The following is a 12,270-nucleotide window of genomic DNA, read 5'->3' as shown; positions in this document are numbered from 1 at the left end:
CCATTTGACAATTGTCCGGACCGGCGCATTGATATCGGCATTCCCCTGACAGCGGGTGACCACCCGTTAGAATTGGGGGCATTCCAGGGAGGTTATTCATGAAGCTTCGTTTGAAGACGACGGCGGCATTGTTGACCATGGCCGCGTGGCCGGCTGCTGCGCAGCCGGCGCCACCAGCGCCCAGCGCACTCGAAACGTTGGGCGCAATGCATCAGACGGGCAGTACCGCCGATTGGCCCGCAGTCCCGCAGACCGGTCAGAAAGCCGATCAGGTCAAGCAGAACCTGACCAAGATCAAGTTGCCGCCGGGCTTCCACATTTCTCTCTACGCCCTGGTGCCGGATGCCCGTCATATCGCGGTCGGCCCGCAGGGCGTCGCGACATTCGTCGGCACGCGCAAATCGAAAGTCTGGGTAGTGACCGACCGATCGCGCGGCGGCGTCGGCGACGACGTGAAGGAGTTCGCGCCGACCCTGCCGAAGAAGATACCCAACGGCGTTTGCTTCTCGAAGGACGGGTTCCTGTACATCGCCGAGCAGAACCGCGTGCTGGAATATGCCGCGGCGGAGTTCTTCTATGAAAGCCCAGACGTTGTCGCGGGGGCTGTGGTCCCGGAGGGCGATCTGATTCCGAAATCCGAGGAGAGCTATAATCACACCGCGCGCGTTTGCCGGGTCGGACCCGACAACAAGCTGTATATCCAGCTCGGCCAACCCTACAACGTTCCGGCCAAGGACAAATTCGATCTGTACCGCAAAGTCGGCATGGGCGGCATCATCCGCATGGATCGTGACGGCAAGAACCGCGAAGTCTATGCCGTCGGACTGCGCAACCCGGTCGGCATGGACTTCAATCCAAAGGATAAGTCGCTCTGGACCAACGACAATCAGGTCGACGGCATGGGCGACGAGCAGCCCCCGGGCGAAATGGATCGCATTGCCAATGCGGGTCAGGATTTCGGCTTCCCATGGTATGGCGGCGGTCATACGCGCACCAACGAATACAAGGCCGATACGCCGCCGGCCAATGTAGTTTTCCCGGAGGTCGAACAGGCTGCGCATGCGGCGGACCTCGGCCTGATATTCTACACCGGCAGCATGTTTCCGAAGAAATATCAGGGCGCGATCTTCTCGACGCAGCACGGCTCGTGGAATCGAACCGTGCCGGTCGGCGCTCGGCTGATGGTGACATTCCTCAAGGATGATGGCCACGTCGCAGGAAAATCCGAGCCTTTCGCCGAAGGCTGGAACGAGAACGGCTATTATCTGGGTCGGCCGGTCGATGTGGCCCAGCTGCCCGATGGTTCGCTGCTGGTCTCGGACGATCTGGTCGGAGCGCTCTATCGGATATCTTACGACGGCAAGTAATATACGATCTGGCTGATGGCCCCCTGTCAAAGGGGGCCATCACGCCTTGCAGGGTCCAAATCGGTGAGGGTTTAAGTGAGGTCTACGCGTCCCAAGGCGGTACAGCTTTTGCTCAGCTCACTGGCAGCGCTTTCCCTTCTCGCGGCCTGCGGCAACGTGTGCGTCGCCGGCGACGTCAAGGCCGGCCGTGCCAAGGCCCTGATGTGCCAGGCATGTCATGGCCTCGACGGCCTGTCCAAGGTTCCGGACGCGCCGAACATCGCCGGCCAGCCGGAGCCCTACCTCGTCGCACAGATGCAGGCCTTCAAATCCGGCGCACGCAAGAACGACGCGATGTCGGTGGTCGCTCCCTCGCTGTCGGACGCCGACATCGAGGATCTCTCAGCTTATTTTTCGGCAATCGAGATCAGCGTCGGCAAGTTGCCGGGCGGATAGCGGGCCGACGCCATCAAACGCCGTCGAGAATAATGACTGTCGGGGTGCCCGGCAGCGTTTCCCGCGAAATCGTCAGCGTTCGCTCGCTCCGCACGTCGATCGTGAATTGCTGGCCGATCCGGCGCATGAATTCGTCGAGCGGCGTCATGAAGCGATGCATCGGCAGCACCACGGAGGCGCGCAGCCGCCGCGTGATATCCGAAATACCGTTGAGCGACATCGTATAGGTGCCGTCGATCGGCACCATCACGATATCGAGCCGGCCGATCGCCGCGAACTGGCTGTCGTCCAGCTTGACATGGAGGTGCCCGAGATGGCCGATGCAGAGGCCGGCGACCTCGAAGATGAAGATCGAGTTGCCATCCCTGATCATCTCGCCGCCGGAATCCTCACCGAAATAGCGCCGGATGTCGGTCGTCACATTGCGGATATACACGTCGCCGATGCGTTGCGCGATTTTTTCAGGTGCTCCGTCGTCGCCCCAGCCATGCAGTACATGGGGAATGCGGGGATCGGGGAACAGCGTGTAGTGCGTGCTGTGGGCGCGGTTCATGGTGACGATGTCGGGCAGCCGCCCCACGGTGTAGGTGCCGCTGAAATCGGTCGCGATCCGCAGCCCGCCGGGCGTGTCGATGTAATAGGTCGAATGGCCGGCATAGGTGATGGCGACCTCGTTGGTGGTCGCGGCAGCCTGGCGCAGGCTGACCGGCGTGGCGCGCGGCGGCGCATTGGACATCGCCAGGCATTCGCTGCTGCGCGGAGCTTCCTGGGCGACAGCCGGCGCGACCACCGAAGCGAGCAAGGCGAAGACGGCGGAAAACAATCGCAGCATGGCGGGGCCCGTGTCCGATAACGCCGGCACTTTATCGCGCAACGCCATCGCCGTCATGGCGGCATTTTTCCCCTTCGCCGCGGCGTGACTTAAACGATAGACTCGGCAAACAGAGCGGCCGCCGGGTCACTCATTCCCGGCCGCGGCCAGATCGGGAGTTACAGCCATGGAGTTTACTGCGACACCACGCGCACCTTCTTCGTTTCGCCTGGAACCGCTGCGCCACGTCGACGCCGGCGTACTCGATATTGCGTATTACGAGGCCGGTCCTGTCGACGGACCGGTCGTGATGCTGCTGCACGGCTTCCCCTACGACATCCACTCCTATGTGGACGTCGCCCCGATGCTCGCGGCTCAGGGTTGCCGCGCCATCGTTCCCTATTTGCGCGGTTACGGTCCGACGCGTTTCCGTGAGCAGGCGACGCCGCGCTCGGGAGAGCAGGCGGCTGTCGGCGCCGACCTAATCGCGCTGATGGATGCGCTTGGTATCAAGCGCGCGGTATTCGCCGGTTATGACTGGGGCGGACGCGCCGCCTGCGTGGCGTCGGCGTTGTGGCCGGACCGCTGCGCGGGACTGGTGTCGGCGAACGGCTATCTGATCCAGGATATCGCCAGGGCCATGGTCCCGGCGAAGCCGGAGCGCGAGGTCCCGCTCTGGTATCAATATTATTTTCAACTGGAGCGCGGCCGTGCGGGTCTTGCGTCCAACCGGCGCGAGATCGCCCGGATTTTATGGCAGCAATGGTCGCCGAACTGGCATTTCGACGAGGCGACCTTGGAGCGGACGGCGGCGTCGTTCGACAATCCCGATTATGTCGACGTCGTGATCCACAGTTATCGCCATCGCTTCGGCCTTGCCGACGGCGATCCGCGATATGCCGAGCTGCAGCGCCGGCTGGCGGCGCTGCCTGCCATCACAGTGCCCGCCATCACGCTGGACGGCGACGCCGACGGAGTTGTCCCCGCAACCGACGGCACCGCATCCGCGGCAAAGTTTACCGGCTCCCGCGCGCATCGCGTCATTCCACGCGCAGGCCATAATCTTCCGCAGGAAGAACCGGAAGCGTTCGCATCTGCCGTGATGGAGTTGATCAAGGCGTAGGCAGAATCGCGGAAGCACTTTTTGACATTACGATAGCAACCGCGCGGATTCGCCTTGCGCTTCCATCAGTTTCACAGCTTTTTTGTCGAAAGAGACGAAGATATCAGCGCCGAGCCAATTTCCTTCATAGGCGATAACGCCGTCGGCAAAATCCCCGCCTGCATCCAGCATGGCCAGTCCAGCTTCCGCCGCCGGTCGGTTCACCACGGCGTTCGCGCCATTTATAAAGCGCCGGATCGCCTCCGCGATTTCGGAGAGCGGTACTTTGTAACCCTGTGACAGAACCCAGACCAATTCGCAGAGGGCGGATATCGGGATTGCCACCAGTTCCGCCTTTTTTAAAGCTGCTTGGGCGGCTCTGCTTTGGTGCTCGTGATCTTCGGTAACGGCTCGGACAAACACATTGGTGTCGGCCGTGATCTTCATCGTTTACCGGCCCAGCCTCGAGCAGCGATCTCGTTCATTTCTTCAATCGACAATGATGGGCCATTTTTCCTTTTCAGGAAGCCGAAAGCATCCGAAATCTTGCCCTTAGGCCGGACGGCCTTCACCTCGATCCGGCCGTCAGGAAGCTTGTCCACGGTAATTTTCTCCCCGGGGTGGACACCCAGATGTTTCAGAAGATCTTTGCGCAGGGTAACTTGCCCTTTGGCGGTTACGGTAAGCGTGCTCATAAATCGAACCTTCATTTCAACCAGATGTAAGGCAGAATTTCCTTACATTCAAGTGGCCTGAGACTGGACCGATCGGAAACAACAAGCCGGCGCCTCACCCCCGCCGCGGGCTGATCTTCCAGGTCGCCGCCAATATGGCTGTGGTCATCAGGCCGCTGATGACAGCGGCCATCGGGATCGCCAGCGCCAGGGCCGCAGTCGCGGCCCATCCGATCGAGGAAAAGGCTTCCGCGAAGGTCGCCAGCCGCGACGAGGTCTGTCGGCGGCGAAACTGGCTGCGCCGGGCCTGCACCCGAAACCAGAGCTGGATCGAAGTGGCCGAGGCGGCGGCGATGGCAACGCCTGACGCGGTCACCGCCGCCTGCAGCGGTGAGGCAAATACCAGGGCTATGACCAGCGGCGCGAAGATCGCGCCAATCGCGATCAGCACCACCTCGATCTTGGCGCGGATCACGCGCGAAGGCGGCAGCGGCGCGGTCGCCACCAGGTCGGCCGCGTCTTCGCCCGATATCGTCAGCCATGCGAGGCCGCCGGAGAGTTGGCCCGCCGCCATCACGATCACAGGCGTGATCAGCACGATGGCGGTAGAGCTGTCGGAAAAGCTTCGCCACAGCATCAGCGCCGGCGGCACCAGATAAAGCAGCTGCATCAGGGTCTGCGACACCAGCCACGGATCGCGCCGCAGCAGGACGAATTCCTTCCAGCGCAGCGCCTGTTGTCGCGAACCGGTGCGAAACGCCGTTGTGCGCGAGCCTCTGGACGGCGCGGCGTTCGCAGAAATGCTGACGACGGTGTCGGCGAACCGCGGGGAGAAGATCGCCATCACCGCGCCGAGCAATACGAGGCCACAGGCCAAGAGCAGCAACAGCGCCTCGCCGTCGCCGAGTGCCGCGCGTGCCGGCCACCAGATCATGCTCGCGGCGTCAGGCGCGAAGGCTGCCGCGGCATCCGAGGTCAGCACCGCGAATCGCGACAGCGTGCCGGTGGACAGGATCGCGGCGATCTGCAGCGCAATCACAAAACCGGCGCCGATGATCGCCGCGAGAATTTGCGCGACCAGCCGGGTGCGGCTCGGGCCGATCAGCCGAAACAGTATAATGGTGATCGCGATCGCGACCGCCGCGGCCGACAATCCGATCGCGGCTACGACGCCGTAGGCGGAAAACCACCGGATACCGCCGCCGATCACGAGCACGTCGACGAAGGGCGTCGACAACAACAACGCCATCGCGATGACCGACAGCGCGATCGCGGCGATCCGGATCGAAAACACATTCGCCAGCTTCACCGGCGACGACATGATCAGATCGAGATCGGCACGGGCGTAAAATACCCGCGTCACCGATTCGATCGCCTGCGACAGCATCAAGGCCCAGGCCAGGAAGATGGTCGCTGTCATCACGATGAGGCTGGATTTGTCGAGCGGCGCCTGCAGGCCGGCGAAGCGGCCGATCACGGCATAGGCCGGCAGGTGCATGAACGCGGCAAGGAAAACCAGCCCGATGACCGCGCGGCGCTTTCGCCCCAGCCGGCCGGCCGTCATCATCGCGAGCCACTCGCGCCACGCCAGCCGGAGTTCGTGCCGGGCAAACCAGGTAAGGGCCGCCGCGGAGCTCATGCGGCGACGGCCTCGGTATCGACCAGCGCGATGAACAGGTCTTCGAGGCTGGTATCGTGGTGCCCGTTCTGCTGGCGCAGTTCGGCGAGTGTTCCCTCGGCGACCAGCCGTCCCGAGGCGATCACGCCGATCCGGTCGGCCATGCGTTCAGCCACTTCCAGAATATGCGTGGTCATGATGATGGTGCAGCCGGCGCGCACGCGATCCCCGAGCAATCCCTTGACGTGACGCGCGGACACCGCGTCGAGGCCGGTGAGGGGTTCATCCAGGATGATCAGGCGGGGGTCATGCACCAAGGCTCCCGCCAGCGCCACCTTCTGGCGCATGCCCTTGGAAAATCCTTCACAGCGTTCATGCAGATGCGGCTCGAGTCCGAGCGAGACCAGCAGATTGTGCGCGGAAGGCTCCGAAACGATGGGATCGATCCCCCACAACCCCGCGACGAAGGCGAGGTATTCCAGCGGCGTCAGCTTGTCGTAGATCATCGGCTCATCCGAGACCCACGCCATCATCTGCTTGGCGGCGACCGGATCGCTCAAGGCGTCGATGCCGAACACCGCGACCGAACCGGCGTCGGGCGGCGAGAGCCCGGCCACCATGCGCAGCGTCGTGGTCTTGCCGGCGCCGTTGGGGCCGACTAGCGCGTAGAATTCCCCTGTTCGGACGGTGAGATCGAGCGAATCGACCGCGAGGCGGTCAAAACGCTTTGTTAACCCTCGCACTTGCAGCGCGGACTCTTGCGGCTTCATGATGGCGGAACAATCCCGGTTTCACATCGCGTGCGAACCATGGACCCAAGATATTGCGGCGCGGTGAATCGCGGACGGCAAATCCCGCCAATGCCCGCAAGAATCTGCCTGCACCAGGCAAGCGGCGCCTCATTGCTTCCCAAGCACCTTCATCATGGCGTCGCCGAGGATCGCCGGCTCATGCGGCGGCAGATAGGTGAGACCGGCCGCCTGACCGAGCTCCGTGATGGTTCCTGCGGCTTGCAAGTCGGAGAGCGCCTTGTCGACCGCGGCGAGCAGAGCCGGGTCGTCGGCGAGGCCGACATAGCCGCGATTGGCGCCGATCGGATAAAAATATCCGGAGGCCGCGAGCCGGGTGTCGGGATGGGCGGCGCGGTAGGCATCGAACCGGCGCAAGTCGAGCAGCGTAGTGTCGAAGTCGCCACGCTCCAGCGCACCAAGAAGATCGTCCCGGCCGGGGACCAGATGCGTGATGTCGTCGATCAGCCGCCCGTTGCCGAACGTCATCAGGATCGCGTCGGCAACGGTGCCGCTTTCGATGCCGATGCGGAGACCTGCGAGGTCGCCGACGCCGCCGATGCGGCGGTCGTGCGCCTTGGGACCAAGCACGATGGTCAGCGGCGAATAGATGTAGGGCCGGCTCGGCGCAAGCACGCCGAGCGGCACGCGGCGCCTGTGGTCGGGGCCGGTGGCGCCCTCGAAATCGGGCAGCTTCGCGGTCTTGACGCGTGGCACCACCAGCGAGTCCGTCGTCAAGGCGTAGCCGCCGACCAGGGAACAGCGGCCGTCCGAAAGCAACGCATTGATTTCAAGCGCGGGGCTCGAATCCTCGTCGAGTTTGCTGCCGAACCATTGGATGCTGAGTGGTCGGCCGAGCTTGCTTGCGACGGCCTGCGCCAGCGCGACATCGAAGCCGCTGTCGGGCTCGCCGCGATGGTGCGCCGAAAGCGGCGGCAGATCCTCGTCGAGACAGACTTTCAGCACCTCGCCGCCGGCGGCCGCCGGCATCGTGAAGACCGCGATCAACGCAGCCGCCGCTCCCGATGCTTTGAGCCAGGTTCTCATGGCTTCCTCTGGCTCGAAATATAAGCCCACAGACTAGCTATCTGGTCATCGCTCAGCAGGTCGCCCCAGGGCGGCATCTTGCCGCTCTTGCCCAGCTTCACCGTGGTGAGGAAACGCTGCTTGTCGTCCGGAAACCTGCGCAGGTCGGGCGTGATCGTGCCGGCATTGATCATGTTTGGGCCATGGCAGTGCGAACACTTCTCCGCGTAGGTCGCCTTGCCCTGGTCGATCTGCGCCCGATCGCCGCCGGCATCTTGCTGCGCCATGGCGGGATGCGTCGCCGCCAGCACGCTTGCCGTCGTCGCGACGGCGGCGAAATACGCCGCCGTCCAGCTGAAGCGTCCCTCGATCATGCGCGAAACCCTACTGGGTTTTTACAGCGAAGACCCACAACGACCCACCCGCCGGAATATTGGCGAGGCGTTCGTCGCCGGAAAACAGCGAATAGACACCCCCATAGCCGCTGGTCACCGCGACATACTGGATGCCGTCCTGCTGCCACGTCACCGGCTGCCCCTCGATGCCGGAGCCGGTCTGGAACTGCCACAATTTCTTGCCGTCGCTGGCATCGAATGCTTCGAACTCGCCGGTGAGCTGGCCCGAGAACACGACCCCGCCGGCGGTCGACAGCACGCCGGAGAAGCGCGGGATATCGCTCGGCACTTCCCACTTTGCCTTCCCGGTCATGGGATCGATGGCCGTGAGGTGGCCGCGCGGCCCCTGAGGCCATTCCCATAAGTCCGTCAGGTCGATGCCCACATACCATTCGCCGGCCTTGTATGTCGCGGGCTCGGTCTTGTAGTGGCCGCCGATTGAGAGCGTATTGGCATAAGCAAGGCCGGTCTGCGGATCGAACGACATCGGCTCCCAGTTTTTGCCGCCCAGAATAGACGGGTAGACCACGACCTTCTTGCCTTCGCGCGCATCCTTGACGACGTCGGTCTCGACCGGGCGGCCGGTTTTCATGTCGATGCTGGAAGCCCAGTTGACCTTCACATAGGGATTGGCCGCGAGCAGTTTTCCGTTGGTGCGGTCAAGCACGTAGAAGAAGCCGTTTCGATTGGCATCCATCAGGACCTTGGTCGGCTTGCCCTCGACATTGAGGTCGGCGAGCACCATCTCGGCGACCGCATCATAGTCGAACGGATTGTTCGGCGAGAACTGGTAATGCCATTTGATCTTGCCGGTCTTCGGTTCAAGCGCGAGCACCGCGCAGGTGTACAGATTGTCGCCGGGACGCACCGCCGCGTTGAACGGTCCGGGGTTGCCGACGCCCCAATAGACCGTGTTCAGCTCCGGATCGTAAGAGCCGGTGATCCAGGTCGATCCGCCACCGAGCTTCCATGTGTCTCCCTTCCAGGTGTCGCCGCCGGGCTCGTCGGGGGAGGGCACCGTATAGGTGCGCCACAGATGCTTGCCGGTCTCCGGATCCCAGCCGTCGATGAAACCACGGGTGCCGAACTCTGCCCCGGAGATGCCGGTGAGGACCACCCCGTCAGCGACCAGTGGTGCCACCGTCATCGAGTAGCCCTCCTTGATATCGGCCGTCTTCTGACGCCAGAGTTCCTTGCCGGTCTTGGCATCGAGCGCGATGACATTGGCATCGAGGGTGGTGCGGAACAGCTTGCCCTCGTGGATAGCGACGCCGCGATTGATGATGCCGCAACACACGATGCGCGGCGTTTCCGCGGGGTATTCGACCTTGGTCTTCCAGATCTGCTTGCCGGTTTTTGCGTCGACCGCCATCGTGGCGCTGTTGCTGGTGACATAGATGACGCCCTGGTAGACCAGCGGCTGCGACTCCTCGCTTCGGTCGTCGGCCAAACTGTAGTTCCAGACCGGAACCAGATTTTTGGCGTTATCCTTGTTGATCTGGGTGAGCGGACTGAACCGCTGCAGATTATAGCCCATGCCGTAATTGAGGACGTTCGAGGTGTCGGTCGCCCCCTTGACCAACTGATCGGTGGTTTGGGCGTTCGCGCCGAGCGGAGCGAGAACGGCAAGGCCCGCGGCGAGCGCGAGACGCGCCGGCCAGTGGCAGCCGGATTTCGCGTCAAGACGGATTTTGGCATCAAGAAAAAAAGGCGAACAGAATTGACGTGCGACACATGTCATCTCTTCCTCCCATCGATCTCTAGCGGATCTGTCGGGATGCTATGCCCGCGGTGAGGACGGCGTCAATCAAGGGACGACGCGAAGACAAAAAGAGAAAATTTGCATCGTCATCTTTTTCCGCCAAACGAAATCCCGCCCACTTCGGATGCGCTGCAGCATCGGAAAAACGGTTCAAATTGATTCAGTTGGCAGGCGTCAATCGATCGCCAGGCGTATTCGAGCAAACCCAACCTGCGGCTCAAGCAATCAAGGCCCGCTCAGCGCAGTGCCGAAATCGATCGGCTGAAGCGTGGTCGTATTGCAGCGCCAGAGGCCGCCTTCGGTTTTCTCGAACGCGAACGCCTTCTCGATTCTTACCCGGTGTGCCACCGACAAACTCTCCCGGCTTCCCGGCGACGGCTTCGCCTTGCCCGATTTCAAATCCCAGCAGGCTCCAGTGCAGCTTGACGCGACCGGACTGCAGGCCGCAAACGGCGAGAGCACGACCATTTCGACATCGGCCGTCACCACGGCGCTCTGCTCCGCCACCTTGTCGTCAATCTGCGAAACGCGACTGACCGTCAAAAAATCATCGCAACTATTGGCCGAATGAATTTGCGCGACACATAAATCAACCGCGTCGGCATCGGGAGAGGAAGAGACCAGATGCCGTCCAAAAACCCGTTTCGGATCGCCCTTGGCTGCGACGATCTCGGCGGTCTTCTGACTGATATATTCCGCCAGACAATCCGCGGATGACGATAGCTCGTCCAGCGGCACATTATCCTTGTCCGCCAGGCCGCACTTCCGATCGCGTTCCCGGCTCCATCGCTCATATTCGGCCAACGCCTGTTTGGCGTCGTCTGCTTTCAGCCTGGCGACGAGGCCGAGAACCTGGTCATTGAGTTCCGTCTTGGCGATAGCCAACAAAGGATCGCTGCATATCAGCATGCCGGCGGTGGTATTCGTCGCCAGGCAATCGAAATTGGGATCGATCAATATTGCGATTCTTTCCTCGGTTTCTTTCAGCAGACAGGCCTTGATCGATCGGAAGTTCTGGTTCGAAATATTCAGTGTTCCAAAAATACCGCAACTCGAATTGCGCTCCCTGACCCATCCCGCGTTTTCCGCGATCGCGAGACGACGATTGGCAAGCCGGTTCAGCCTGTCCTGGATCGCGCTGTTCAGCTTGGTGGAGGCCGCGTTCAGTTCGGGGTCGCCACAGAATAGTTGCTCGGCCGGGTCCCTGAATCCCGCACAATGATTGTTGTCAAACAGCGGCAGCGCCTCGCTGATCGGGCGGCCGGGTGAGTCTTCTGCAAGGGCGGGGTGCCCTGATCCAATCAGGATTGCAACGATAACCAGCGCGATTGCCCGCATCCCCATCTCCGCCCCGAAGTAACGACGACGACATTATTGTGGCGGCCATGGTAGCTGCTCAAACCTCGCGGCGAAATGAAATTATCGGCCGGGGTTTCCAGATTGCAGCGTCAGGGGCTCGCCGCAACCTGTCTTTGAATCCGCACCTTACTGGTTGGAGGGCGAAGTCATGCCGGGCTGGACGGCCGAATTCGGCGCTATCGGCGGCACATCCTGGCCGGTCGCGCTGGCCAGCAGTGGCGTTTCGTCATACCGCATGGCGCCATATTGATCGATGACAAACATCGGCCGGTAGTTCCTGACATCGCCGTCTTCGACCATCGCCATGCGGCGATTGTCCAGCATCAGCCAATGGCCATCCAGCCGCGCCGCGGCGACGGCGTGGTCCTCGCCGCGGATGGTGTCGCGCATGATGACGATCCGCAGATCGTCGGGCGAGATGCCGGCCAGCCGCAAGGCGACGAATTTTGCGATCGCGTAGTCCTCGCAATCCCCGGCGCCATGGGCGAATGTGACCAGCGGCGAACTCCAGACGTCGACTTCGCCGTATTGGGCCAGATCGCTCATCGGCCTGATCGCAAGGTTGATCGCGCGATTGATCTCGCCGAGGCGGGCGCGTCCCTCGCGGGCTCTCCCGTCGTCCACGATGGCAAGAAGCTGAAGGGCGGCCGGAGACGCGCAGCGATCGCGGTCGCCGTCGCAAAGCGCCAGCTGCACCCGTTCGTCGTCGAGCTTGCGCTCGACGTCAAGCCACTTTTCCCGCAAGGCCCCCCAGGACAGTGCCGAAGCGAAAAGCCCGAAGGGTTCGGCGGATTTCCGGATCAGACCCGCCGCGCCGGGTGACATCAGCGTTCCGGCTGCGAGGTCTGCCGCCGGTCCGATCCAGGTCAGGCCGCAGGCAAGTATGACGGCACGCCATGCGTGCGAATGACTGAAAAACCCCATCTGACGCCC

At 62.5% G+C, this 12,270-nt stretch carries 13 protein-coding genes; 3 read left to right on the top strand and 10 right to left on the bottom strand.

Features of this window, described 5'->3' with window-relative positions; genetic code table 11:
- Positions 1-98: 98 nt before the first annotated feature.
- Together B5527_RS36080 and B5527_RS36075 are read left to right on the top strand one after the other, a co-directional pair.
- Positions 99-1,367, top strand: a complete 1,269-nt coding sequence (locus tag B5527_RS36080) for a PQQ-dependent sugar dehydrogenase (RefSeq protein ID WP_079605741.1) — start codon at positions 99-101, stop codon at positions 1,365-1,367.
- Between the two features lie 75 nt (positions 1,368-1,442).
- The gene (locus B5527_RS36075) at positions 1,443-1,802 is read left to right on the top strand and encodes a c-type cytochrome (RefSeq protein WP_172842766.1); all 360 of its coding nucleotides are present in this window, start codon (positions 1,443-1,445) and stop codon (positions 1,800-1,802) included.
- 13 nt (positions 1,803-1,815) lie between these two features.
- Here the strand turns inward: B5527_RS36075 and B5527_RS36070 are convergent, their stop codons facing one another.
- The gene (locus tag B5527_RS36070) at positions 1,816-2,634 is read right to left on the bottom strand and encodes an MBL fold metallo-hydrolase (protein ID WP_079607775.1); all 819 of its coding nucleotides are present in this window, start codon (positions 2,632-2,634) and stop codon (positions 1,816-1,818) included.
- Positions 2,635-2,800: 166 nt separating this feature from the next.
- Between B5527_RS36070 and B5527_RS36065 the strand changes: the two genes are divergently transcribed.
- A complete protein-coding gene (locus B5527_RS36065) occupies positions 2,801-3,736 on the top strand; it encodes an alpha/beta fold hydrolase (RefSeq protein ID WP_079605739.1) in 936 nt (311 codons plus the stop codon).
- Positions 3,737-3,763: 27 nt separating this feature from the next.
- Here B5527_RS36065 and B5527_RS36060 read toward each other — a convergent pair whose 3' ends face one another.
- The 9 genes from B5527_RS36060 to B5527_RS36020 form a co-directional block, all read right to left on the bottom strand.
- A complete protein-coding gene (locus B5527_RS36060) occupies positions 3,764-4,162 on the bottom strand; it encodes a type II toxin-antitoxin system VapC family toxin (protein WP_079605738.1) in 399 nt (132 codons plus the stop codon).
- Positions 4,159-4,410, bottom strand: coding sequence for an AbrB/MazE/SpoVT family DNA-binding domain-containing protein (locus B5527_RS36055; protein WP_079607774.1), 252 nt, complete (start codon positions 4,408-4,410; stop codon positions 4,159-4,161). Before B5527_RS36055 ends, B5527_RS36060 begins: the two co-directional genes overlap by 4 nt.
- 94 nt (positions 4,411-4,504) lie before the next feature.
- Positions 4,505-6,028, bottom strand: a complete 1,524-nt coding sequence (locus B5527_RS36050) for a permease (RefSeq protein ID WP_079605737.1) — start codon at positions 6,026-6,028, stop codon at positions 4,505-4,507.
- Positions 6,025-6,777: an ABC transporter ATP-binding protein gene (locus B5527_RS36045; protein ID WP_079605736.1), complete on the bottom strand. Its 753-nt coding sequence runs from the start codon at positions 6,775-6,777 to the stop codon at positions 6,025-6,027. The genes B5527_RS36050 and B5527_RS36045 overlap by 4 nt, the downstream gene beginning before the upstream one ends.
- 129 nt (positions 6,778-6,906) lie before the next feature.
- A complete protein-coding gene (locus tag B5527_RS36040; protein WP_079605735.1) occupies positions 6,907-7,842 on the bottom strand; it encodes a substrate-binding periplasmic protein in 936 nt (311 codons plus the stop codon).
- Positions 7,839-8,195: a c-type cytochrome gene (locus B5527_RS36035; protein ID WP_079605734.1), complete on the bottom strand. Its 357-nt coding sequence runs from the start codon at positions 8,193-8,195 to the stop codon at positions 7,839-7,841. The genes B5527_RS36040 and B5527_RS36035 overlap by 4 nt, the downstream gene beginning before the upstream one ends.
- 10 nt (positions 8,196-8,205) lie before the next feature.
- Complete coding sequence (locus B5527_RS36030; RefSeq protein ID WP_245332379.1) at positions 8,206-9,957, bottom strand: methanol/ethanol family PQQ-dependent dehydrogenase; 1,752 nt, start codon at positions 9,955-9,957, stop codon at positions 8,206-8,208.
- A 246-nt stretch (positions 9,958-10,203) separates the two neighbouring features.
- A complete protein-coding gene (locus tag B5527_RS36025; protein WP_079605733.1) occupies positions 10,204-11,316 on the bottom strand; it encodes a lysozyme inhibitor LprI family protein in 1,113 nt (370 codons plus the stop codon).
- Positions 11,317-11,463: 147 nt separating this feature from the next.
- Positions 11,464-12,261 carry a transglutaminase-like cysteine peptidase gene (locus B5527_RS36020; protein WP_079605732.1) on the bottom strand — a complete coding sequence of 266 codons (798 nt, stop codon included), beginning with the start codon at positions 12,259-12,261 and terminating at the stop codon, positions 11,464-11,466.
- Between the last annotated feature and the right edge of the window lie 9 nt (positions 12,262-12,270).

Origin of the sequence: Bradyrhizobium erythrophlei (assembly GCF_900129425.1) — a bacterium.
GTDB classification, from domain to species: Bacteria; Pseudomonadota; Alphaproteobacteria; order Rhizobiales; family Xanthobacteraceae; genus Bradyrhizobium; species Bradyrhizobium erythrophlei_C.
This window is presented reverse-complemented; position numbering and strand designations above follow the sequence as displayed.